This is a genomic window from Actinomycetospora sp. 2LY8.5 (genome assembly GCF_057180585.1).
On record NZ_JBXUHE010000034.1, the window covers coordinates 1 to 23662 of the forward strand.

General features: G+C 75.8%; 19 protein-coding genes. 17 read left to right on the plus strand and 2 right to left on the minus strand.

All coding sequences use genetic code 11. From position 1 onward, the window contains the following. Positions 1-280 precede the first annotated feature (280 nt). From AC2A1K_RS27115 to AC2A1K_RS27155, 9 genes are all read left to right on the plus strand, one after another. Positions 281-1429, plus strand: coding sequence for a glycosyltransferase family protein (locus tag AC2A1K_RS27115; RefSeq protein ID WP_483899455.1), 1149 nt, complete (start codon positions 281-283; stop codon positions 1427-1429). Further along, on the plus strand, positions 1419-2642 hold the full coding sequence (locus tag AC2A1K_RS27120) for a glycosyltransferase family 4 protein (RefSeq protein ID WP_483899456.1): 1224 nt from the start codon (positions 1419-1421) through the stop codon (positions 2640-2642). The genes AC2A1K_RS27115 and AC2A1K_RS27120 overlap by 11 nt, the downstream gene beginning before the upstream one ends. Further along, positions 2639-3817, plus strand: coding sequence for a glycosyltransferase family 4 protein (locus tag AC2A1K_RS27125; RefSeq protein WP_483899457.1), 1179 nt, complete (start codon positions 2639-2641; stop codon positions 3815-3817). Before AC2A1K_RS27120 ends, AC2A1K_RS27125 begins: the two co-directional genes overlap by 4 nt. A gap of 1 nt (position 3818) precedes the next feature. Continuing rightward, positions 3819-5558, plus strand: coding sequence for an ABC transporter ATP-binding protein (locus tag AC2A1K_RS27130; RefSeq protein WP_483899458.1), 1740 nt, complete (start codon positions 3819-3821; stop codon positions 5556-5558). Continuing rightward, the gene (locus AC2A1K_RS27135; protein ID WP_483899459.1) at positions 5555-6646 is read left to right on the plus strand and encodes a phosphotransferase family protein; all 1092 of its coding nucleotides are present in this window, start codon (positions 5555-5557) and stop codon (positions 6644-6646) included. Before AC2A1K_RS27130 ends, AC2A1K_RS27135 begins: the two co-directional genes overlap by 4 nt. Continuing rightward, the gene (locus tag AC2A1K_RS27140; RefSeq protein WP_483899460.1) at positions 6643-7527 is read left to right on the plus strand and encodes a phosphotransferase; all 885 of its coding nucleotides are present in this window, start codon (positions 6643-6645) and stop codon (positions 7525-7527) included. Before AC2A1K_RS27135 ends, AC2A1K_RS27140 begins: the two co-directional genes overlap by 4 nt. A 644-nt stretch (positions 7528-8171) precedes the next feature. Beyond that, positions 8172-8696, plus strand: a complete 525-nt coding sequence (locus tag AC2A1K_RS27145; protein WP_483899461.1) for a hypothetical protein — start codon at positions 8172-8174, stop codon at positions 8694-8696. 279 nt (positions 8697-8975) lie between these two features. Beyond that, positions 8976-9467 carry a universal stress protein gene (locus AC2A1K_RS27150; RefSeq protein WP_483899462.1) on the plus strand — a complete coding sequence of 164 codons (492 nt, stop codon included), beginning with the start codon at positions 8976-8978 and terminating at the stop codon, positions 9465-9467. 11 nt (positions 9468-9478) lie between these two features. Beyond that, positions 9479-9916, plus strand: coding sequence for a hypothetical protein (locus AC2A1K_RS27155; protein WP_483899463.1), 438 nt, complete (start codon positions 9479-9481; stop codon positions 9914-9916). A gap of 27 nt (positions 9917-9943) precedes the next feature. Here the strand turns inward: AC2A1K_RS27155 and AC2A1K_RS27160 are convergent, their stop codons facing one another. Then, complete coding sequence (locus AC2A1K_RS27160; protein WP_483899464.1) at positions 9944-10369, minus strand: pyridoxamine 5'-phosphate oxidase family protein; 426 nt, start codon at positions 10367-10369, stop codon at positions 9944-9946. A 528-nt stretch (positions 10370-10897) separates the two neighbouring features. Here AC2A1K_RS27160 and AC2A1K_RS27165 point away from each other — a divergent pair. The 8 genes from AC2A1K_RS27165 to AC2A1K_RS27200 all read left to right on the plus strand — a co-directional run bounded on the left by AC2A1K_RS27165 (position 10898) and on the right by AC2A1K_RS27200 (position 18942). After that, complete coding sequence (locus AC2A1K_RS27165) at positions 10898-12871, plus strand: S9 family peptidase (RefSeq protein WP_483899465.1); 1974 nt, start codon at positions 10898-10900, stop codon at positions 12869-12871. A 314-nt stretch (positions 12872-13185) separates the two neighbouring features. Continuing rightward, positions 13186-14073 carry a universal stress protein gene (locus AC2A1K_RS27170; RefSeq protein WP_483899466.1) on the plus strand — a complete coding sequence of 296 codons (888 nt, stop codon included), beginning with the start codon at positions 13186-13188 and terminating at the stop codon, positions 14071-14073. Then, positions 14070-14951, plus strand: a complete 882-nt coding sequence (locus AC2A1K_RS27175; protein WP_483899467.1) for a universal stress protein — start codon at positions 14070-14072, stop codon at positions 14949-14951. Before AC2A1K_RS27170 ends, AC2A1K_RS27175 begins: the two co-directional genes overlap by 4 nt. Next, entirely contained in the window at positions 14948-16426 is a 1479-nt protein-coding gene (locus AC2A1K_RS27180) for a bifunctional aminoglycoside phosphotransferase/ATP-binding protein (RefSeq protein WP_483899468.1), read from the plus strand. Before AC2A1K_RS27175 ends, AC2A1K_RS27180 begins: the two co-directional genes overlap by 4 nt. Before the next feature lie 113 nt (positions 16427-16539). After that, complete coding sequence (locus AC2A1K_RS27185) at positions 16540-16737, plus strand: hypothetical protein (protein WP_483899469.1); 198 nt, start codon at positions 16540-16542, stop codon at positions 16735-16737. An 8-nt stretch (positions 16738-16745) separates the two neighbouring features. Beyond that, complete coding sequence (locus AC2A1K_RS27190; protein WP_483899470.1) at positions 16746-17645, plus strand: universal stress protein; 900 nt, start codon at positions 16746-16748, stop codon at positions 17643-17645. Positions 17646-17785: 140 nt separating this feature from the next. Then, a complete protein-coding gene (locus AC2A1K_RS27195) occupies positions 17786-18331 on the plus strand; it encodes a universal stress protein (RefSeq protein ID WP_483899471.1) in 546 nt (181 codons plus the stop codon). Between the two features lie 65 nt (positions 18332-18396). Continuing rightward, positions 18397-18942 carry a universal stress protein gene (locus tag AC2A1K_RS27200; RefSeq protein ID WP_483899472.1) on the plus strand — a complete coding sequence of 182 codons (546 nt, stop codon included), beginning with the start codon at positions 18397-18399 and terminating at the stop codon, positions 18940-18942. Between the two features lie 34 nt (positions 18943-18976). On the opposite strand, the gene AC2A1K_RS27205 is transcribed toward AC2A1K_RS27200, so the two are convergent. Then, positions 18977-23416, minus strand: a complete 4440-nt coding sequence (locus tag AC2A1K_RS27205) for a cation-translocating P-type ATPase (RefSeq protein ID WP_483899473.1) — start codon at positions 23414-23416, stop codon at positions 18977-18979. Between the last annotated feature and the right edge of the window lie 246 nt (positions 23417-23662).

Below are 23662 nucleotides of genomic sequence, written 5' to 3' on the forward strand. Positions count from 1 at the left end.
CGTCGGGCTCGCGAACTCTCAGCCAGGCTCTCGACGAGCTGCGTCAGCATGGCGATGCACCGACGGCACCGGGGTGTCACGGCAAGCTACTCAGCCCGCCGCGCCACCAAGGGTCAAGCAGTGAGCGTTGGCGGTCGGGTCCCACGGGAGGTCCGACGACGACGCCCGGCGAAGGTCGTCCGGCCGGGGATGAAGGGTTCTTCACCCCGGTCTCAGGAGAGGTTCACCGAATGGCTCGACGCTCGTCACATGGAACCGGACGGGCCGCGAGGAGCACACGGTGGGTGAACGAGTGGTCCTCTACGGACACGACACCATGGGGCTGGGGCATCTGCGTCGCAATCTGGCGCTGGCCGCCGCCCTGCGGGCGGGCGAGGACCCACCGGAGGTGCTCGTGGTCAGCGCGACGACCGAAGCCGGCCGGTTCCCCCTGCCCGTCGGCGTGGAGCTGCTGGTCCTGCCCGGCATCGCGAAGGATCCGGAGGGCGGGTACCGCAGCCGCCGATGGACGGGGCCGCTGGAGCGCACGGTCGCGTTCCGGCGGTCGGTGCTCACAGCGGCGCTGACGGCGTTCGCACCGCGCCTGCTGGTGGTCGACAAGGTCGCGCGGGGGTTCGCCGGTGAGCTCGAGGAAGCCCTGCCCCTGTTGCGCGCGGCGGGGGCACGCACGGTCCTCGGACTGCGCGACGTCCTCGACGCACCCGCGGCGGCGTCGCTCGAGTGGCGTCGCCTGGGTACGACCGAGGCGTTGCGCGCCTGGTACGACGAGGTCTGGGTGTACGGCGACCCGCGCGTCTCGGACCTCGCTGCGGACTGCCGGCTGCCGCCGAGCGTGCGGCGGATGATGCGCTACACCGGGCTGCTGGCCGAGGGACGGCCGAGCGCGCCGGTCGGTCCACCACCGACCTCCGGGCGGTTCGTGCTGTGCCTGCTCGGCGGGGGACAGGACGGCGACCGGCTGGTACGCATGTTCGCGGTGGCGGACCGACCCCCCGGGGTCGACGCCGTCGTCGTCACCGGCCCGCACCTGCCGGCTCCCGCGCGCGCGGCGCTGCTCGAGGTCGCCGCGACCGATCCGGGTCTGCACGTCGTCGGTTTCTGCCCGGACCCGACGGCGTGGGCGCGACGGGCCGCGGCCGTCGTGACCATGGGTGGGTACAACACCGTCGCCGAGCTGCTCACCACCGAGGCCCCGGTGCTCGTCGTGCCGCGGGTGGTCCCGCGCGGCGAGCAGCTGCTGCGCGCCCGCCGGCTCTCGGCGCTGGGGCTGGTCGACGAGGCCCACCCCGACGACCTGTCTCCCGAGGTGCTCGCCGGCTGGTTTCCCACCGCCCGTCGCCGACGCCGCGACGGCATCGCTCTCGACGGCCTGGCCCGCGTCCGCGAGCTCGCTGCGGCCCAGCTGCGGGCGGTGGCCCGTGTCGCCTGAGCAGGGGCGGGTCGGCTATGTGCTCAAGCGCTACCCGCGGCTCTCGGAGACGTTCATCGTGCAGGAGATCCTCGCCCGGGAGGCCGCCGGGGAGGACATCGTCGTCGCCGCGCTCGGTCACGCGCGCGACACCCACGTCCACCCCGCCACGGCACGCGTGCGGGCGCCGGTCACCTGGGTGCCCGAGCACGACCGCTCCGCGCCCGAGTTGTGGGCCGCCCTCGCGGGCGCCCACGCCACCCACCCCGGGCTGGGCGCGAGTCTGCCGGACCTGCTCGCCGAGCCCGCCCGGACCGTGACGCAGGTGCTGCACGTCGCCGACTGGGTCCACCGCGCCGGGGTGACCCACCTGCACGCCCATTTCGCGACCCTTGCCGCCACCGTCGCCCGGCTGGCGGCCGGCATCACCGGGGTGCCGTACTCGTTCACGGCGCACGCGAAGGACGTGTTCCACGTCGACGTCGACCAGGCCGCCCTGCGCACGGCGCTCGCGAATGCCCATCACGTGGTCGCGGTCAGCGACTTCACCGCGCGCTGGCTGCGCGAGCGCTTCGGTGCCGCCGCGACACGGGTGCACCGTGTCCACAACGGGCTGGACTGCGCGGACGTGGTGTTCACCGAGCCCTCGACGCGCAACGGCCGGGTCGCCTTCGTCGGCCGCCTGGTCGAGAAGAAGGGCGTCGCCGACCTGCTCGACGCGGTCGCGGTGCTCCGGGAGCGGGGCCGACCGGTCGCGCTCGACCTCGTCGGGACAGGCGTGCTCGAGCCGGTGCTGCGCCGGCAGGTCCGAGCGCTGGAGCTCGACGACCTGGTCACGTTCCACGGACCGTGCTCCGCCGACCGGGTCGCCGAGGTGATCGCGGAGTCGAGCGTGCTCGTCGCGCCGTGCGTGCACGCGTCCGACGGCGACCGGGACGGCCTGCCGACGGTGCTTCTCGAGGCGATGGCTCTCGGGACGCCGTGCGTGGCGACGCCGGTGGCCGGGATCCCCGAGGCCGTGCTCGACGGACACACCGGGCTGCTGGTGCCCGAGCGCGACCCGGACGCGGTGGCCGACGCGATCGCCGGACTGCTCGACGACCCGGCCCTGCGGGTCCGTCTGGCCCACGCCGCCCGCCGTCACGTCGAGACCACCTTCGACCGGGCCCGGCAGGCCGCTGCGCTGCGTGCGCTGCGGACCGCGGCACCGCGCACCCGAGCGGTGGTCGCGTGAGCGCCGCGGACGCCGCCGGCACGGCGGTGTACGTCGTCACCGACCCCGGCGTACCGGTGTTCGGAACCAAGGGCTGCTCCGTGCACGTCCAAGAGATCCTGCGTGAGTTGGTCCGCCGGTACGACGCGGTCCATCTGGTGGCGACACGGCGCGGGGGAGCGCCGCCGGCCGACCTCGCGGGGATCGTCGTGCATGCGCTTCCCCGCCCCGGAGGCGGCGGGCCGGCCGCCCGCGAGGCGGCGCAACGCCGGGCCGACGCCGCCGCGGGTCGCGTCGTCGCCGAGCTGTGCGCCGGTGGGGACGTCGCGGTCGTCTACACCCGCTACGCGTTGTGGAGCGCGGCGCCCCTCGAGGCCGCGGCCGGCGCCGGCGTCCCGACGATCCTGGAGGTCAACGCGCCGTTGCCGGCCGAGCAGGCCGAGCACCGTGGCCTGCACGACCCGGCCGGGGCCGTCGCCGCGACCCGCCGCGCCCTCGAGGCCGCCGACGCGCCGTTCGCGGTCGCCGGACCGGTCGCCCGGTGGGTGAGCGCCGTCGATCCCCGGGGTCGGGCGATCCCGGTCGTGCCCAACGGCGTCGACGTCACCCGCTTCGCGCCCGGACGTCGGAGCCCTCGGCGTGAGCTGACCGTTGCCTTCACCGGCACCTTCAAGCCGTGGCACGGCACCGACCTGCTCGTCGACGCCGTCGCCGCGGTGCGCGGGGAGGGGGCGGGTCTGCGTCTGTTGCTGATCGGCGACGGGCCGCGGCTCGCCGCGACGGTCGACCGGGCCACCGCCGCCGGCGTGCCGACGATCGCGACCGGCGGGCTGCACCCGGCGGCCGTGCCCCGGTGGTTGCGGCGCGCCGACCTCGCCGCTGCGCCGTATCCGGTGGGCGAGCACTACTTCTCACCGCTCAAGGTCGCCGAGTACCTCGCCGCGGGCCTGCCGACCGTCGCCGCGGCGATCGCGGACCTGCCCGACCTCGTCGTCGACGGCACGGAGGCGCTGCTCGTGCCCTCGGGCGACGCCGAGGCGCTGGCCGCGGCCCTGCACCGCCTGGCCGTCGATCCGGGCTTGCGGACCCGACTCGCCACCGCCGCGCGGGCTGCGGCGGTGGCCCGGATGAGCTGGTCCACGACGGTCGAGACCACGCTCGGCCTGCTGGCCGGGCGCCTGCGGACGGTGAGCTGACGTGCGTCGTGACTCGTCGCTGCGCACCAGCCTGCGACACCTGCTCCCGCTGGTGCGCCGGGAGAAGAAGCTCGTGGCGCTCGGGCTGCTCGCGCTGCTCGTCGAGGTGGCCGCGACGCTGGCGGAGCCGTGGCCGTTGACGATCGTCATCGACCACGTGCTGCCCGCGGCGCTCGCCGGCGAGCCGCTACCGGGCGGGTACGTCCTCGGTCTGCCCGTGCTGGCCGTGCTGGCCGGGGCCCTGGTGCTCGCGGCGGTGTCGGTGCGGGCCGGTGCGGCCTACGTCGCCACCGTGTGCTTCGCGCGGGTCGGGGCCTCGGTGACCGTCGCGCTGCGCGACGCTGCGTACCAACGGGTGCTCGCGCAGTCGCTGCGCTACCACCAGCGCGGTTCCTCCGGTGACCTGCTTTCGCGGCTCACCGCCGATGTCACCCGCATCCAGGAGGCCGGGGTCACCGCGGGACTGCCGCTGCTCGGCAACGTCGTCACCTTCCTCGGCATGGGTGTGGTGATGCTCGTGCTCGACCCGCTGCTCGCGGTGGTGGTGCTGGTGACGGTGCCGCTGTTCGTGGTGGGTGCCGGCCGGGCCGGCGGGAGGGTCACCGCGGCGGCCCGCGCCCAGCGCGCGGCCGAGGGCAAGGTCGCCGGGATCGTGGGGGAGACCCTGGCCTCGGTGCGGGTCGTCCAGGCCTACCGGCTCGAGAAGCCGTTGTCCGGGCGCTTCTCCCGGCGCAACGCCGACGGCCTGCGCAGCGGGGTCCGCAGCCAGCGCCTCGCCGCCGGGCTGGAGCGGCGCACCGACCTGCTCATCGGGGTCGCCACCGCGGCCGTGCTGCTCCTGGGCACCGTGCGCGTCGCCGAGGGAGTGCTCAGCGTCGGTGAGCTGGTCGTGTTCCTGAGCTACCTCAAGAGCGTCTTCAAGCCGATGCGCAACCTGGCCAAGTACATCGGACGGATCGGCCGGGCGTTGGCCTCCGGGGAACGCATCGCCGAGGTGCTCGACGCCGAACCCGACCTGCGGGACTACCCCGGCGCCCGCCCGCTGCGCCGCGTCGTCGGCGATCTACGCCTCGCCGGGGTGACGGTGACCCACGGGGCCGGGCCGCCCGTTCTCACGCAGGCCGACCTGCACGTGCGTCCCGGCGAGCGCGTCGGGATCGTCGGCGCCAGCGGTGCGGGCAAGTCGACGGTGCTCGCCCTGTTGCTGCGTCAGCTCGACCCGACCGACGGGCAGGTCCGGCTCGACGGCCACGACCTGCGGGATCTGACGCTGGACTCGGTGCGCGGGGCCTACGCGGTGGTGCTGCAGGAGTCGGTGCTGTTCGCGGACACGGTGCGCGAGAACATCCGGCTGGGGCGGCCGGGGGCCGGCGACGCCGAGGTCGTCGCGGCCGCGTGTGCCGCCGACGCGCACGAGTTCGTCGCCCGGCTGCCCCACGGGTACGACACGGTGCTCGCCGAGCGTGGTGACTCGCTGTCCGGCGGGCAGCGCCAGCGCCTCGCGGTCGCCCGCGCGATCCTGCGCGACGCACCGATCGTGCTGCTCGACGAGCCGACCACCGGGCTCGACGCGGAGAGCCGCCGCGCCGTGCTCGCCGGGCTCGACCGGTTGGCGTCCGGTCGCACGGTGCTCGTCGTCGCCCATCACGAGGAGCTGCTGGCGTCGTGCCACCGGGTCGTGCGGGTCGCCGGCGGGCGGATCACACCGACCGCCGCCCCGGCGCTCGGGGGCGCGTCATGAGCCCCGGCCCGGCGGCGGCACCGGCGGACCCGGCGGACCCGGCGCTCCCCGGGTTCGCTCGTCTCGCCGACCCGGAGGCGCTCGTGACCCTGCTCGGTGACGTGCCGTGGGTTCCGCCCGGCCCGGTGCGGGCCGCACGGTTGCGGTGGAAGCCGGGCACCAACGCGCGGGTCGGTCTGATCGTCGACGGGCCCGCCGGCCCGGTCGCGGTGCTCGCGGCCGCGTTTCCGCCCGGCGCGGCGAGGGCCCGGCGGCTCGCGGAGCTCCCCGACGCGGCGTGCGTCGCCGGGGTCGTCGTCGCGCCCGCCGCCGCCGATGGCGCCCTTCCGGTCACCCCGGGGACACCCTTGTCCTACAACCCGGCACGTCGCTGGGTCGGCCGCATCGAGGACGCGGTGGTGAAGATCCACGCCGCCGCCCCGCCGGCGGGGGTGACCACGCTGCTCACGGCCCCGCCCGCGAGCGTGGCGGCCCACCTCGCGCCGGCCGTGACCTCGGACGGGGGCCGTCGCGTCGTCACCGACTGGGTCGACGGGGCAGGCCCCCGCGACGCCGCCCCGGTGGCCGAGGCTCTCGCCGCGCTGCACGCGACTCCGCCCCCGCCCGGTCTGCCGGTGCTCGACGGACCGACGATCCGGGCCGCCGCGGAGCGTGCCGCCCGGGCGGTCGCGGCGCTGGTACCCACCGAGGGCGAACGCGTCGCCCGGCTGCTCGCGGTCCTGAGCACCGCCGCGTGGCCGGCCGAGCGCGTCCTCGTGCACGGGGATCTCAGCCCCGACCAGGTCGTGGTGACTCCGGCCGACGGCGCGTCGCGGAGCCCGGCGCGAGCGGGTGGCGGACGGGCGGTCCTCCTCGACCTCGACCGCGCCGCGGTCGGGCCGCCCGGCTGGGACCTCGCCCAGTGGGCGATCGCCCCCGTGGCAGCCGGCGTGCCCGCCACGCCGTGGGGCGATCCGCCGCCGGTGCTCGTGCTCGCCGCGGCACTGCTGCGCGCTCCCGAACCGGTTCGGCGTCTGCGGCCCGATCGGATCGCCCGGACCGCCGCCGTCCTCGATCTCGCCGAGCATGCCGCACGGGCGTTGTCGTGATCGACGACTCGCGCCTCCCCGGACTGGCGCGGGCGCTGGCCGAACCGGGCGCGGTCCTGGTCAGCCACCGCCCGGGCCGACGCGCCGTGGTCCGCACCGCGGACGGTCACTACCTCAAGCTCCTCCGTGCCGGGCGCGGCGTGCGCCTCGCCGGTACGCTGCGCCGAGCCGCGGCGATGCTGCGGGGCGTCCCCGGAGCGCCGCGCGTTCCCGCGGTGTGTGGTGAGGGGCGGGACCACGTCAGGCTCCACGCCCTGCCCGGCCCGCCCCTGCACGTGCTGCTGCGCGATGACCCGCCCGCGGCCGTCGACCTGTGCGCGCGGGTAGGGAGCGCGCTGGCCGCCCTGCAGACGGCGCCGGTCGACGGGCTTCCGGGACACGGGCCCGCCGACGAGATCGCCGTGGTACGCCGCGGCACGTTCGGAACCGCGCACTCGGCCCTGGTCGACGAGGTGACGGCACCGCTGCTCGTCCTGCCACCCCGCCCGCGGGTGGCCTGCCACCGCGACCTGCACGACAAGCAGGTTCTCGACGACCCCACGGGCGCGGTCGGCCTCCTCGACCTCGACACCCTCTGCGCCGCGGACCCCACCCTCGACGTCGCCAACCTGCTGGCCCACCTGACCCTGCGTCACCTGCAGGGGCGCTGCTCCGCCGTGACGACGGAGCGCTGTGCGGCCGCCCTCAGCGACGCACTCCCCGCGGACCCCGATGCGCTACGCGCCTACCACGCCGCCGCGCTGCTGCGCCTCGCCGGCGTGTACGCACAGTGCCCGGCCGGCTCGACGAGCCTTCCGCGCATCCTCGCGCACCTCGCCTGCGGGCGGACCCGGAGCAGGGCGGTCGCATCCCCCCAGCCGATGGCCGAGACCCAGGAGTAGGGCGCCGTCCTGCGGACGTCCGCCGGGGCGGCCACCTCCGAGGGTCGGTGGGCGGCGATCAGCGTGCCGGCGTGGGACTCGGGGGTCACCGTGCTGACGGCGAGGAAGCCGCGGCGGCGACCAGGAGGCCGGTTGCGACGAGGACGGCCGGGCGGACCGTGCGTGCGAGGACCGAGGCGATCGCGACTCCGACGAAGCTGCCGGCGACCGTGGGCAGCATCCACACCGCGCGAGCGGCAGGATCGCCGCCAGGGCTGTTCCGGGCCGTCCGCCGTCCCGGTCACCCAGAGGACGAACCGTCGAGCGGGTGATCGCCGCGATGCGCTCGAACCGAGTCGTCCCGCTGGTCGCACCGCGCACCGGGTGAGGACGTTGGGTGAGGACGTTGGGTGAGGCCGTTGGGTGAGGACGTTCGCCGGCCTCCGGGGCCGCCCGACGACGGGCACGTGGGTCCGGGACCAACGGCCTCGGCACGCGGGCAGCGACCCGGGTCGAATTCCCGACATTCCGGGACTCTCGGCTCACGCGTCCGGTCGGAGAGCGGCCGAGGATCACATCCACGGTGACAGAGCCGTTCGTCCCGCCCCCGGAGGAGGCACATCATGGCCACGAGCTCGTCAGAGGTCCGTTCCGTCGTTCCCATCGTGACACAGGAGGACGTCGTCACCCGACCCGGCGTGCGCCGCGTCCTCGCGGCGGGCCGCATCGTCATCGGGTTCACGTTCCTCTGGGCGTTCCTCGACAAGGCGATCGGCCTGGGTTTCACCACAGCCGCCGAGCGGGCCTGGATCCGCGGAGGAACTCCGGCGCAGGGTTTCCTGGGTAACCTCGACCCGGCCCAACCGTTCGCGGGCATCTTCCAGACGCTGTTCCTCAACCCGTTCGGCGACGTCCTGTTCATGGTCGGACTACTGGGCATCGGTGTGGCGATGGTGGCCGGCGCCGGCCTCCGGATCGCCGCGGTCACCGGTACGGCGCTGCTGTTCTTCATGTACCTCGTGGCTCTGCCGTGGATCGGGGAGCCGACCACGAACCCGATCGTCGACTCGCACTGGCACGAGGCCCTGCTCCTGATCATCTCGGCGGTGACGCTGTCCGGCGACACCTGGGGGCTGGGGAAGTGGTGGGCCAGTCGTCCCCTGGTCAGGCGCCACGCGTGGCTGCGGTGACACCGAGCGGCTCCGACCGGACCGGGCCGGCTCCCCACGGAGGGACGGCGCCCGAGCCATCGCCGTGACCGCGCGCCGGACGGACCCCGCGAGGGTGGTCGGGACGCGGGCGACCGCGGACGACCGCGGACGACGAACACGAACCGTCCGTGGTCGTGGGTGTCCGACGCGAGGACGCGGGTCCGGAGGTCCCGCAGCGAGCGGACCGTCCGGCTCTGCTCCCGCCGGGCCGGTGCTGCGAGCGTGGTGGCGCGGGCAGCACCGAGGAAGGGAGCTCCGATGACCGACAACGGCAGCCAGGGCGTGGTCGTCTGCGGGATCGACGGGTCGCACGGATCGCGGCTCGCGTTGCAGGAGGCGATCCGGACCGCGGCTCGCCGCGGCGCCCGGATTCGCGCCGTCGCGGTGTACGAGCCGCCGGAGATGTGGGCGGCCTGGGGATACGGGCCGGGATCGGCGAGCTCGCTGCCCGACCCCGAGGCGTTGCGGGAGGAGGAGCTGACGGCCGCTCGGATGATGGTCGACGAGGTGACGGGCGAGGTGGCCGAGGACGCGGCGTGGGACGTGCCGCCGCCCGCGATCACCGTCGAGGCGCTGGCGGGCCACCCGGCCGAGGTGCTCGTGAACGTCGCTCGCGGGGCCGACGAGCTCGTGGTCGGGCACCGGGGGCGGGGCGCTTTCGGCAGTGTCGTGCTGGGCTCGGTGGGCCTGGGCTGCGTGCTGCACGCGTCGTGCCCGGTGACCGTCGTGCCCGAGCCGGCTGCGGCCTGAGGCGGTCGACGGTGTCCGCCACGCCGTCCGCCGTCGGGCCGGTCGGCCTCGACGTGCCGGTGGGCAGGGTGGCTCGTCACGCCACTCTGATCCCGGAGGCGACGTCGCTGCCCGAGGCCTGGACCCGGCTGCACGGCGACGAGGAGCGCTGCGGTGTCGTCATGCGCGACGGCTTGCCGATCGCGGTCGTGACCGCCGGTGCCCTCGCCGAGCGGTGGCCGGGGGGCGGGCCCCGCCTCCAGTACGGGTGCACCGTGCACGACGTGCTCGACCACCCCTGCGGGGTCGAGGTGCTCGCCCCGGACGATCCGCTTCGCCGCGCCGCGGATCGGCTGCTCGCGACCGGTCTGCCGGCGCTGCCGGTGCGCCCGCGCGGCGGGATGGCCCTCCAGCTCATCTCTCCGGCCGGGGTGCTCGCCGCCCTGCTCGCCGGCGGAACACCGTCGTGACGGCGCACCCACCACCCCCGGGCCACGTCAGCCGTCGTCCTGCCACGGGTCGAGGACGAGGCGCCGGCCCGTGATGCGCTCGGCGTCGATCTGGATCACGTGGAGACCCCGGCCCCGTATCCACGGCCGGTATCGGTGGTCGATGACGTCGACCAGTCGTTCGATGTCGTTCACGATCGAGGAGTGCCCGACGACCATGACACTCCACCCGGTCCGCGACTCGGGGTCGACGTGATCAGCCTCGAACGCGACGATGTCGCCACGACGGGCCGCATCGAGCTTGCTGCCCGGACCGGTCCGCATGATGATCGAGCGACCGTGTCGCACGAAGTTCACCGGGTGGACCGCGGGAAGGGCCTTCTCTGTGAACACGAGCCGACCGACGGGGGTCGTGTCGAGCAGCTCGAGGCTGTCGCCGACCGACAGCACCTCGGTCTCGCGGCTCCCGACCATGACGTCTCCCTCGACTCACGTGTCCCCGCACCCCTGAGGGTGGGCGAGGGAGTGCGGTGGTCCCAGGCGCGAACGGCCCGCCCGGAGGGGGACGTCCGGCCCCGGCTCCCTGTCCCCGCCGGTGCCCGGGTGCGGTGTCCGCCTTCCGGTCCGCCACGTCGTCGGCGTCGTCGGCGGGCCAGAAGCCACGGTGCGCGTGGTGCCCGAGGTCGGGACAGGGCCAGAAGGCCCGGACCATCGGGACGCCCGCCGACCGGGCAGGAGCCCACGACCCCGCCGGCACCCGTCGCGGACCCGACACGATGGTGCACACGAGGCCCGGAGCGGCCGTGGGCCGAGGCGCCGGATGGCCGCGTGATCCACGTTCCCGGGCTTGACCCCGCCGAGGTCGTCCCGATGCGCTTGCGTGGCTGTTCGGCCTTCCGTTCAGTCGACGGTCTGTCGGTGACCCCTGTCACTCGTCTTGGACTGTGCCGCGACGGCATGGCGTGCCCTGGCCGCACCGCCGCAGCCGACGAGAGGATGACGATGACCGTCACCGGCCCGACCCTTCCCGACGTGATCCCGGTGGAGGACCTGCTGGCGCCGCCCGAGCGGAGTGCCGCGGTGATCTCCCCTGACGGCACCCGGATCGCCTTCCTGGCGCCGTGGCGCCATCGTCTCAACGTGTGGGTGGCCGACCTCGGCCCGGTCGATGGGGCAGACGGCGAACCGCGCCGGGTCAGCGCTGATGCCACGCGCAGTATCCAGCGCTTCGCCTGGTCCCACGACTCCCGCTGGTTGATCTACCAGCAGGACAAGGGGGGCGACGAGAACTTCCACCTCTTCCGCGTGGACCTGCACGCGCCCGATCTGCCCGTGGTGGACCTGACCCCCTATCAGGGTGCGCGGGTGTTGACCTGGGAGCAGCCGCCCGGGCGGCCGGGCACCGTGGTACTGCAGATCAACCACCGCGTGGTCACGGAGATGGACCTGGCCGAGCTGGACGTGGCCACCGCAGAGCTGACCGTGCTCGCGCAGAACCCGGGCTCGGTCACGGGCTGGCTGCTGCCGTCCGACCGCCGCCCGGTGTCCGTGAGCCTGGCGCAGGACGGCACGCACATCGTCTCGCGCCACGACGGCGATGCGGTGGAGCCGATCGCCGAGCTCTCCGGTCTCGACCACATCTACGGCCCGGCGCCGGGGGAACTGACCGCGGACGGGTCCGGGATGTGGTTCGGCTCCTACGCCGGCACCGACCGGATGCGTCTGGCGCGCCTCGACCTGACCACCGGCGCGCAGACCGAAGTCGACGGCCACCCGCACCTCAACCTCGACGCGGAGCGCCGCGTGGTGATGCAGGGGGCGGGTTTGTCGACCGCGTCGCCCTTGATCCGCCACGGCGGCACCGGGGAGCTGCTCGGCGTCCGGTACCTGGGTGAGCGACAGGTGATCCAGGCGGTGGAGCCGCACTTCGCCGAGGTGCTCGCCAACGTCGAGAAGCTCTCCGAGGGGGACCTGGAGGGCGTCTCCTGCGATGAGAGCGGCACCCGGTGGGTGGTGTCGTTCACCCATGACCGCGACCCGGGGGTGACCTGGCTCTACGACCACACCACCGGTGGGTCCCGGCTGCTGTTCCGGCCCTACCGTTGGCTGGACCCGGCCGTGCTGGCCCCGATGACGCCGGTGACGATCCCGGCCCGCGACGGGTTGGTGCTGCCGTCGTACCTGACCCTGCCGGTCGGGGTGGAACCGGCCGGGTTGCCGCTGGTGCTGTTGGTGCACGGCGGCCCGTGGTACCGCGACGCATGGGATTTCGACTCGCAGGTCCAGCTGCTGGCCAACCGCGGCTACGCGGTGCTGCAGGTCAACTTCCGGGGCTCGGTCGGTTACGGCAAGGCCCACATGCAGGCCGCGATCGGCGAGTTCGCCGGGGCCATGCACAACGATCTGATCGACGCCGTGGACTGGGCCGTCGCCCGCGGCTACGCCGACCCGGACCGCGTCGCGATCTTCGGTGGCTCCTACGGTGGGTACGCCACACTGGTCGGGGTCACCTTCACCCCGCAGAAGTTCGCCGCCGCGGTCGACTACGTCGGGATCTCCGACCTGGCCAGCTTCATGCGGACGATACCGCCGTTCGCCCGCGAACAGCAGGCCAACGTCTTCATCCGCTACGTCGGGGACCCGGACGTCCCCGAACAGGCGGCCGACATGGCCGCCCGCTCGCCGATCCACCACCTGGACCGGATCCGCACGCCACTGCTCATCGTCCAGGGCGCCAACGACGTCCGGGTGGTGCGGGCAGAGTCGGACAACGTCGTCGCCGCGCTGCGCGAGCGCGGGGCCGACGTGGAGTACCTGGTCAACGACGACGAGGGACACGGGTTCGTCAACCCGGAGAGCCAGATCGACTACATCCGCGCCGCCGAGCGCTTCCTCGCCCGCCACCTCGGCGGCCGGACCCAGACCGGACCCGACGACAGCGACATCGACGACCGCTCGTCCTCCCGGCCCACCTGACCCCGGCCCGGGCGGGCTCAGGTCGCGCCATCAGCCGTCGTGATCAGAGTGACCAGCCAGTCCGCAGCTCGGGCCCGCTGCTGCAGCGCCCGGGCCTGGGGCCACCGACGCATCACCACCTGGCGGCCGTCGTCGAGCGCGGGGCGGCGTCGTCGACGGCGCCGGCCTCCCGAGACCTCCGGGACCTCTGGCCCCGGAGGTCTCGGGGAGGGACGGACTTCCGGCCCTGCCGCGGGGACGCGCCGACGCGGAGCCTGGAGCCGTTGAGCGAGCCGCGCCGCGCGGTTGTCACCGCAGGTCCGAGGAGGCAGAAGATGATCGATCGTTCGGTGCCGCCCGCGGGTGTGGTCGTCGGCGTCGACGGCGATCCGACGACCCTGCGGGCCGTGGGATGGGCCGCTCGAGAGGCCGACCGCCGGGGTCTGCCCCTCGACCTCGTGCAGGTGCTCCCGCCGTCACATCGCCCAGCCGACGAGCTGCACGCCCCGACCGGACGCGCCCTCTCGCTGCTCGACCAGGCGCGGCGGATCGCGATCGCCGCCGCACCCGAGCTCGCCGTGCGTCTCTCGGTCGTCGACGGGGTCGCCGGGCCGGCCCTGGTCGCCGTGAGCCGTCGCGCGCACCTGCTCGTCCTCGCCGCGCGGGACCTCGCCGGCGCCCTCGAACTGACCCTCGGCCGCACGCTGGTCCACGCCATGGCGCAGGCCGCGTGCCCCGTGGTCGTCGTGCCTGCGCGCTGGGATCCCGAGGACCGGCACGTCGGCCCCGTCCTGGCCGCGATCGACGGTTCCCCCGAGTCACACGGCGCCGTGGCCTTCGCCGTCGATGTCGCCGATCGGTGGCGCACGAGGATCACCGGAATCGGTGTGCTCCCGCGGGGCGCGACCGACGCCGAGGACGACGCGCGCCGACGCGTTCTCGCCGAGGCCCGGGCCGGGTCGGCCGCGCAGCACCCGGGGATGCGGATCCACGAGGTGGTGCGTCACGGCGCACCCAGCGGCGAGGTGCTCGCTGCGGCGCGCGATCACGCCGCGCTCGTCGTGCTCGGGTCCCGGGGGCGTGGTGCCGTGATCGGCCCGCTGATCGGGTCCACCAGCCAGGCGGTGATCCGCGCCGCACCGTGCCCGGTCGCGGTCCTGTCGTCCGCGGCGGCCGCGCGCTGGGTCTCCCCGGAGCGCGTGTGGACCGAGGAGGGCGTGTGACGGGCCGCGCCGGGAACGACCCGGTGGTCGTCGGGATCGATGACGGACTCCTGCGTCCGCGGGTGCTCGACCGGGGGGCCACCGAGGCCCGGTGGCGTGGCGGCGGGGTGACGCTGGTGCACGCCCACGGCCCCGCGACGCCGGTCGCGCCCTGGCCCGACGACGCGGGTCGGCGCGCCGAGGCGTATCTGGCGCGCACGGCACCCGACCTCGAGGCGTCCCTGGTCTGCCGCGCGGGCGACGCCCTCGCCATCCTCGTCGGGGCCTGTGGCGCCGGGTCGGTCCTGGTCCTCGGCGACCGACACCGGCGTCTGGCCAGCGAGGCCGGGCACCTCACCGAGCGGGCCGTCGCCGCGGCGCCCTGCCCGGTTCTCGTGGTCCCCGAGTACCGCGGACCGACGGCTCCGACCACGGTCGTCCGGCGCGCGGTCGTGGCCGGGGTGGACGGAGGACCGTCCGCGCCTGCGGTGCTCGCCCACGCCCTCCGGAGCGCCGCGGCGCTCGGCGCGTCGGTGGAGGCCGTCCGCGTGGTGCCGCCCCGGGAAGGTCTGGAGACCGCCGAGGTGTCCGACGCCGAGCTCGCCCGGGCGCAGCGCGAGCTCGACGAGCTGGTCGCGGCCGCCCGCCGCTACGGCCCCGACGTGCCGGTCACCACCGAGGTCGTCGCCGAGCGGCCCGCCCGAGCCCTCCTGGAGCGTGCCGCCGGGGCGGACGAGCTCGTTGTCGGGCACCGTCGCGACGGCGCCGCCACGTTGCGCGGACCGGGCTCCACGGCCCGTTCGGTCCTCACCGCGGCTCCGTGCCCGGTGGCCGTCCTCGGTCCGCTCGGCCCCGCGGGGACGCCGAGTCACACGGCGGTGGGGGAGGGCGCACCGTGAGCGGCGTCGAGCCGGCGGTGGTCGAGACGCACACCGCGGTGCTGTGGTTCGCCGGCGATCGCGTCCACAAGATGAAGAAACCGGTCGACCTCGGGTTCTGTGACTTCACGACGCTCGCACGGCGCCGGGCGGCGTGCCTGCGGGAGATCGCGCTCAACCGGCGACTGAGCCCGCAGGCCTACCTCGGGCTCGAGACGCTGCTCGGCCCCGACGGCCTTGCCGCCGAGTATCTGGTCGCGATGCGGCGGATGCCCGCCGAGCGCAGCCTCGCTGCCCTCGTCCGTGCGGGGGAGCCGGTCGACGACCACCTGCGGGCCCTCGCACGTCGGCTCGCGGCGTTCCACAGCGCCGCCGTCCACGACCTGGCGGTGGACCACGAGGGCACGCTCGAGGCGGCCAGAGTCCGGTGGGCCGGCGTGCTCGACGGGCTGCGTCGCCACGCCGGTACCGTCCTGCCCGCGGATCTCGTCGCCCGCGTCGCCGCGGGCGCGGAGGCCTTCCTCGACGGGCGCCGGGCCCTGTTCGACCTGCGCCGCGCCGACGGCCGCGTGGTGGACGGGCACGGCGACCTGCTCGCCGACGACGTGTTCTGCGTGCCCGACGGTCCCGTCGTGCTGGACTGTCTCGAGTTCGACGATCGGCTGCGCTACGTGGACGGTCTCGACGACGCGGCGTTCCTCGCCATGGACCTCGAGCGCCTGGGGGGTGCCGAGCTCGCCGAGCGCTTTCTCGGTTGGTATGCCGAGTTCGCCGACGATCCGGCACCGCCGGCGCTGCGCCACCACTTCGTGGCCTACCGCGCCGCGGTCCGGTCGGCGGTGGCGTGTGTCCGCGTCGACCAGGGCGGGGGGAGCGCGCCTCTGGCGCGCGACCTTCTCGATCTGGCCGCCGACCACCTCGAGGCCGGTCGCGTGCGGCTGATCCTCGTCGGGGGGCTGCCCGGGACGGGCAAGACCACCGTCGCCGGCGGTCTCGCCGACCGTCTCGGGGCGACGCTGCTGTCCAGCGACCGCATCCGCAAGGAGATCGCGGGGATCGACCCGGTCACCCCGGCCGCGGCCGAGTACCGCAGCGGCCTCTATCGCCCCGAGCACACCGCCGCGACCTACGAGGAGCTCCTCCACCGCGCGGAGGGGCTCCTCGCGCGCGGCGAATCGGTGGTGCTCGACGCCTCGTGGACCGAGGCCACGCGTCGCGAGGCGGCGCGGGCCCTCGCGGCCCGCAGCTCCGTCCCGATCACCGCGCTGTGCTGCGAGGTGCCGCGCGACGTCGCTGACGCACGTCTCCGCGCGCGACGCGGCGCGGCCTCGGACGCCACCCCGCTGGTGGCCGCGGTCATGGCCGCCGACGCGGACCCGTGGCCGGAAGCCACCGTGATCGACACCGCGAGGGCCGTCGACGACGCCGTGACCGCCGCGGCCACGGCGGTGCGTTCGCCGGCGAGTCACGGGTCCTGGACCGTCGTCGAGGTGTGATCCCGGAGACCAAGGACCTGCCGTGCGGGGCCCGGAAGGCCCGGGTGCCCGATGCCGTGGCGCTGGAGCGTCGTGCCGGGCGGGCGAGGGCCCGCGCGAGGAGAGGGGGCACCATGGGGACCGTTGGCGACGAGGCGCGCCGGGTCGTGGACTTCGCCGGCGTGGTGATCGGGCGGGTCGACGATGCGGGCTGGGTCGTGGACTTCCCCGGCGTGCGTATCGGGCGGGTCGGCGACGGGGGCGCCGTCGGTGACTTCGCGGGCGTGCACATCGGCACCGTTCGCGAGGCGCGTGACGCGGCCCTCGCCTGAGCTCGGCCGTGTCGGGCGACGGGGCCGGTCCGGGCCGGCCGGTGGTGGTCGGCACCGACGGTTCCGGGCCCGCGGAGGACGCGGTGCGCTGGGCGGCGCGCGCGGCGAGGGCGTGCGGGCGGGACCTCCAGATCGTGCTGGCCTACTCCAGCGTGGACGCGGCGCTCATGGCCGATCCGCTGCTGTGGCACCGCTACCAGGACGATCTGCTCGACGGCGCGCGGCAGGGGATCTCCCACGCGGCGGTCGTCGCTCACAGCGAGGTTCCCGATCTCCTCGTCTCCTCGGAGCTGGTGGAGGGCCCGCCGGCGACCGTGCTGCTGGACAGGGCAGGCCACGGACCGCTCGTGGTGGGTGCGCACCGCGCGTCCGGGGGGCCGTTCACGGGCTCGGTCGCCGCCACGGTCACGGCGCACGCCCGGGGACCGGTCGTGGTCGTCGGTGACGGAGCGCCGCCCGCGCCCGACGCTCCGGTCGTGGTCGGGGTGGACGGCTCGCCGGCCAGTGGCGCGGCCACCACCTTCGCCGTGGACGCGGCGGCCGCGGCCGGGTGCTCTCTGGTCGCCGTCCACACCTGGTGGGACCTCCGCCCGACACCGGAGCTGGAGGACCTGCTCGAGGCGGAGGCCATTCCGCGCGGCGAGTACGACCTGCTCTGCGCGCAGCTCGCCGGGCCCTCCGCCGCCCACCCGGAGGTCGCCATCACCCCGGTGGTCGAGCGCGCGCACCCGGCGCGCGCGCTGCTCGGGCACGCCCGCGGGGCACGGATGGTGGTGGTCGGTACGCGCGGTCGCGGCGGTTTCGCCGGGCTCCTGCTCGGCTCGGTGAGCCGGACCCTCGTGCACGAGGCGTCGTGCCCAGTGGCCGTCGTCCCTGCGACCGGCCCGGCTGCGGGTCCGACCCGCTGAGGGGGCGCCCGGTCGTCGTGGGCGTCGAGGGCTCGCCCTCGCCACGCACGAAGGGCTCAAGGTCCCCTCCTTCCGGGACCTCGGTCGAGGCCTTCGCCCCTGATCCGCGGTCCGTGCGCCCTCGATACTTCGGTCGTCGCGTGGGTCGCGACCGCGGCCGGGGCGACGTCGCCCGCGACGAGGACGAGCACGAGGAGACCGAGATGGCGGACGGGACGAGGCCGCGCGTAGTCGTCGGGATCGACGGGTCGGCGCACGGGGACGCCGCACTGCGTCGGGCGCTGCAGGAGGCCGCGCTGCGCGGGGGCAGGCTCGAGGTCGTCTCGGCGTGGGAGCGCCCGGAGGTCTCCCTCGAGGCGTTCTACGGCCTCACGGCGCGTGCCCAGAGCGAGATGCAGGCCGCCAACGAGGAGACGACCCGCAAGCACGTCGCTCGGGTGCTGGCGGCGGAGCCGGACACCGGTGTGCCCGTGGAGATCCACGCGCGCCTCGGCCGCCCCGGTGACGTGGTCGTGGAGTCCGCCCGGGGGGCCGATCTCCTGGTCGTGGGGCACCGCGGCCGGGGTGCGCTGCGCAGCCTGGCCCTCGGCTCGGTCGGCCTGAGCTGTGTGCTGCACGCACCCTGCCCGGTGCTGGTCGTGCCGACGCCCGCCGACCGGACCGGGGCGGAGCCTGCGGCGGAGTGATGCGCGGCGGGAGGGTCGGCGGGAGGGTCGGCGGGAGGGTCGGCACGGACGGGGAGGACGGGCTCGTGGACGAGGAGGCGGGGTCCGCCCGCCCGGAGGGTGCCGCGGGCCCCGGTCACCGGATCGAGGAGGTCAGGGCCCGGGGCATCGCTCTCATCGTGGTGGGCTTCGACGGCTCGGACGAGGCCTGTGAGGCCGTGCGGTGGGCGGCCTCGCTCGCTCGGCTCACGGGCAGCGCACTGCGGGTGGTGTGGGCGTGGAAGATCCGCGACGTCTGGGACGCCGCGGTCGCGGTCGAGGAGACCGGGACGCCGTCGCTGGCCGAGATGGAGGTCGTCGCCCGGCACCAGCTGGCGGAGGTCGTCCCCGGGCTCGTCGGAGACGAGGTCCGGGACGTCGACCTCCATCTGTCCCAGGGTCCCGACGCGGCCGGCATCCTCCTCCACGCCGCCCGTGACGCCGACGTCCTCGTGGTGGGCTCCCGCGGCCGCGGGCGGGCTCGCGCCGCGCTCCTCGGCTCGGTGAGTGCGCGCTGCCTGCGGGAGGCCGCCTGCCCGGTGCTGGTGCTCCCGCACCGCCTCGCACCGCCGCCGCACCGGACCCGCTCCTGACGGCCGCGGGTCGCGCAGAGCGGTGCCTCGCCCCTCACCGGCGCTCGGGAGGTGCTGATCCGGAGGGACGCCGCCTCCCGGACGTCCCGTTCCACGCCGACAGCGTCCGTCGCGGCTCGTCGCTCGAGGTCACCGCGACGTGGGCGGCCGACGGGGTGGCGGCCCGCTCCTCCCGCAGGACGAGGGGTGGCGGGACCGGAGCGGGCGGGTGGTCGACGGGCGATCCCCCACCGGTGGGGGGCGCGCCCCACCAGGATCGGGCCCGGCGCACCGCGGACGGCAACAGAGCCGTCGCCACCGTGCCCCCCGTCGCGGCGGTCCCGGCGATCCCGAGCCCGACCGGCCCGAGCGGGCGGCAGCCGAACAGCCCGCTCACCCCCGGTGTCTCGACGATCGCCACCAGCAGCAGCGCCGCCGCGGCGGCGGTGCCGACCACCACCGGGTCCTTCGGCCGGGCCGTCGCGGTCTGCCCGAGCTGGGCCCCGACGATGGACAGCAACGTGATCGTCCGCGCCCGGGCCAGGGTGCCGGTCAGCCGACCCGCGACGTAGCCGGCGGTGCCGGCCGCCCCTGTCGCCGCACCTCGCACCACGATCGCCTCGGTGAGTTCGGGACCGAACGAGCGGTCCGGTCCCTCGGCGAGCAGTGCCGCGGGGTCCAGATCGGGAGGGGGCCGCATGGCGATCGAGAGGGCCGGCACGGTGTCGGTGAAGAGGTTGACGAGCAGCAGCTGCCGTGCGGTCAGCGGGGAGGAACCCGTGAGGAGGCTCGCCCCGGCGATGACCGCGATCTCGCCGTAGTTGTGTCCTACGAGGTTGGCCACCGCGTCGCGCACCGCCACCCACAGCGCACGGCCCTCGAGGAGGGAGTCGACGATGCGGGTGACGTGGTCGCCGACCAGGACCACGTCGGCGGCGCGGCGGGCGGCGCCGGTGTCCGCGCCGCCCAGCGCGATTCCCACGTCGGCGACCCGGATCGCCGCCGCGTCGTTCACCCCGTCGCCGGTCATCGCCACGGTGTGGCCGGCGCGGCGCAGGGCGAGGACCAGCCGCGCCTTGTGCGCGGGTGTCACGCGGGCGTACACGGTCACGCCGGGCAGCGCCGCGTCGAGAGCCTGGTCGTCGAGGCGGTCCAGCTCGGCACCGGTGAGCACGGGCGCGCCGTGCTCGGCGATCCCGAGCTCGGCGGCGAGCCAGCGTCCCGTGGTGGGGTGGTCGCCGGTGATGAGGACCGGGCGGACCCCGGCGCGCCGGATGCGCTCGAGGGCGTCGCGGGCGTCGGCGCGGGGCGGGTCGGCCAGCACCAGGAAGCCCACGAGGTCCAGCCCGCTCACCGCGTCGTCGGTCAGCGTGGAGACGGGCTCGGGGTGCGGCCGTGCGGCGACCGCGAGCACCCGCCCGCCGGCGCTCGCCAGCTGCTCCACCGTCGCGTCGAGCTCGCGGCGGCGTCTCCCTCCGATCCGGGTCCGGCGGTGGGGGCCGCACCTGTCGAGCAACACCTCCGGGGCGCCGACCGCGGCCAGGACGGGGTGGTCGCCACCCGACGCAGCGGGGATGACGACCGCGTGGTGCCCGCGCCCGGACTCGTAGGCGAGCTCCGCCAGCGGTCGCGGCGGGGTGGGCAACCCCGTCGCGGCCCGGGTGATCGCGTCGTCGGTGCTGCCCGGACGGCGCCGCGCCGGCGGGGTGGCCGCGGCCACGCCCAGGGCCGTGGTGAGGACGTCCCGGTGCGCCGCGGTGAGCGCCTCGGTGTCGGCGACCTCGAGCGTCGTCGCCCCGGCGTGCACGGCCACGACGTCCAGCCGGCCCTCGGTCAGGGTCCCGGTCTTGTCCACCCCGAGCACGTCGACCCGACCGAGGGCCTCGATGGCGCGCATGTTGCGCACCAGCACGCCCCGGCGGCTCAGCCGGCGGCCGGCGGCGAGCTGGGCGGCCGTGGCGAGGATCGGCAGCCCCTCGGGGACGGCGGCCACGGCGAGGCTCACCCCCGTGGCCAACGTGTCGGTCAGCGGCCGCCCGCGGAGGAGGTCGGCGGTGACGACGACGGCGCCCGCCCCGACGGCCACCGGGGTCACGCGGGAGGCGAGCGCCTCGAGCCGCTTCTCCACCCCGCTGCGCACGGCCCCGCCGCGGGCTGCGGCGCGACCCGCCAGGGTGTCCTCGCCGGTGGCCACGACCGCCGCCCGCGCCGTTCCCGCGACCACCGCCGTCCCGGCGAAGAGCATGCACTCCTGGTCACCCGGGGCTTCGGCATCGGTGGGAGTGGTGGACTTCGTCACGGGCAGCGACTCCCCGGTGAGCGCCGACTCGTCGGTCTCCAACCGGACCGCGTCGAGCACGCGGCAGTCCGCGGGGACGCTCTCGCCGGCCGCGAGGAGCAGCACGTCGCCGGGGACCAGGTCGGCGGTCGCCGTCACGATCTCGTGCTCGCCGCGGCGCACCCGGACCTCCTGCGCGGCGGCCTGGTCGAGGGCCGCGATGGCCCGCCCGGCCCGGTCCTGCTGGATCGCGCCGAGCGCGGCGTCGCCGAGCACGACCGCCGCGACCATCGCCGCGTCCAGCACCGAGCCCACGGCCAGAGACAGCGCCGCCCCGGCGGCGAGCACCGGGGTCAGCGGGTTGCGCATCTCGTCGGCGACCAGCTCGGCGAGCCGGACCGGGGCACTCGGCGGGGCCTCGAGCGCGGGACGCCGCCGGGCGGCCTCCTCCTCGCCGAGACCGTGGTCGGCGGTGCTGCCGAGCCGCTCGAGGACCTCGCGACCCACCAGGCGGTGCCACGCGGGCTGCGGGCGCGCGACCTGGACCGGCCGCAGCCCGCGACCGCGGAGACGACCGTGGAACAGAGCCACGAGGGCGGCGACGTCGACCCCGGCCGACGGTGGGACACCGAGGCGGCCCCGGGGGAACGGGAGGGCGGGCCTGCCGAGCAGGGTCAGGGCGGAGGCCGCGGACCCGGAGGCGGCCAGGGCCACGGCGTGGCGGCTCAGATCCCGCGCCGCGGGGATCGCGGCGAGCAGGGCGAGCACTCCGGCGGCCGCGTCGGTCCCGACGACGTCCGCGTGCCAGGGCACCGCCGCGACGGGCTCGGGTACGACGGCGAGGCCGAGATCGGCGGCGCCCAGGGCGGGAGCCTCGGGCCCGGTGACCAGGGCGATGACGTGCCCGCCCTCCTGCAAGCCGGTCACCACCGTCTCGGGATCCTGACCGGGCGCCAGGAGCAGGATGTCGACGCCGGCCGCGTCGGCGGCGCCGACGACCTGGCGCTCCAGGTCGGCGCGCTCGGGGCCGGGTCCGCCGAGGACCGCGGGTTCCAGGACCAGGCGATCGATCCGGTCGAGCAGCCGGAGCCGGTCGGGCGCCACCACGAGCATGTCGCGCGAGCCGAGGAACTCCGCCACGCCGACCGCGAACGCCTCGCGACCCAGATGGGCGGCCTTCGGCACCCCGGCGGCGAGCACCCGGGTGGCGTCGAGGGCGCGGGGCGAGAGCGGCAGTGCGGCGAGAGCGGCCACGCACGAGGCGACGAGATCCCCGTCGACGTAGCGTTCCACGGGGCCGGGCGGCACGGGGACCGGCCGGCGGCGCGCTCCGACCGGCGCCGGGAGAGCGGGCGGGACGGGGTAGAGGCGCGGTTCGAGGCGCGTGAAGGTGCGGGACCGGGACACGTCCTGGCCCGCCAACAGCAGGTGGTGCACGAGGTCGACCATCGGCGCGAGCAGGTGCTGCTCGAGGCCGTGCGCCGCCGCGGCTGCTCCGGCCAGCACCACCTCGGTGCGCGCGACGCCCAGGCGGCGCTCCAACGGCCCGCGCAGCCGCTCCTCGTGGCGCAGGAACGCCACGAGCGGGGCCGGGTCGAGCGGCACGCGGGGCAGCCGTAGCACCGCGCCGACGCCGGCGGTCATCCCGCCCACCACGTCGGTGGCCGCCTCGGCGAGGTGCCGGGTGATGGTCGTGCGGTCGGCGGGGTGCTCCGCCACCACGGACGGGAACGGCCCGGACGCCCCGGCCTCGCGCTCCACCGCCGTGACGGCCTCGACCACCGCGTCGACCACCGCGTCGACCAGCTCGGGGCCGGGCTCGGTGTCCTCGCCGGCGGTGACGACCAGGCGTCCGCACCCGCGGTCCAGGGCGGCCCAGGCGATCCCGTCCAGCGAACCCACCGCCGTGGCGAGGTCGGCGGCGAAGGCGTCGAGGCGCTCGGCCGGCACGCCGTGGACGGGGAGATGGAGGCGACCGGAGCCCGTCCACACCGGGCCCGCGGCGCGCCGGGCGGTGGGTCGCACGGTCGGCACGGTCGGCACGGTCGGCACGGTGATCCCGATCGTGTCGAGGACGGGAGCGACGAGCGCCTCGGCGGCACGGGCCAGCTGGGTGGTCGTGTCCACCAGCGGCGCGGTCAAGGCCTCGGCCGTGGCCAGCACCCGGACCGGGGCCCGGACGGCGGGACCGACGACGGACAGCAGGAGCGAGCGCACGCGAGGGACTCCGTTCCGTGGATGTCTGCAGTGCACCCGTCGGTCCGGCGCGTAGCCAGGGCCGATCGACCGTGATCGCTCGGGACCGTCGGGACGTGTCCCGGCTCGGGACCTTCGGTCCGTGTGCGGGGGACCTCCCGCGGACCGTCCGGCCCTGCCACCGCGGGGCACGGTGCGTGACGGTGCGTGACGGTGCGGACGGCATGGCGACGGCCGCCACCACGGACGCCACGCGAGGAGGGAGCG

Bases quoted from the DNA above. Each gene is read 5' to 3' on its own strand.
- AC2A1K_RS27160 (WP_483899464.1), bottom strand. From the start codon at position 10,369: ATGGTCGGGAGCCGCGAGACCGAGGTGCTGTCGGTCGGCGACAGCCTC.
- AC2A1K_RS27165 (WP_483899465.1), top strand. From the start codon at position 10,898: ATGACCGTCACCGGCCCGACCCTTCCCGACGTGATCCCGGTGGAGGAC.
- AC2A1K_RS27170 (WP_483899466.1), top strand. From the start codon at position 13,186: ATGATCGATCGTTCGGTGCCGCCCGCGGGTGTGGTCGTCGGCGTCGAC.
- AC2A1K_RS27135 (WP_483899459.1), top strand. From the start codon at position 5,555: ATGAGCCCCGGCCCGGCGGCGGCACCGGCGGACCCGGCGGACCCGGCG.
- AC2A1K_RS27150 (WP_483899462.1), top strand. From the start codon at position 8,976: ATGACCGACAACGGCAGCCAGGGCGTGGTCGTCTGCGGGATCGACGGG.
- AC2A1K_RS27185 (WP_483899469.1), top strand. From the start codon at position 16,540: ATGGGGACCGTTGGCGACGAGGCGCGCCGGGTCGTGGACTTCGCCGGC.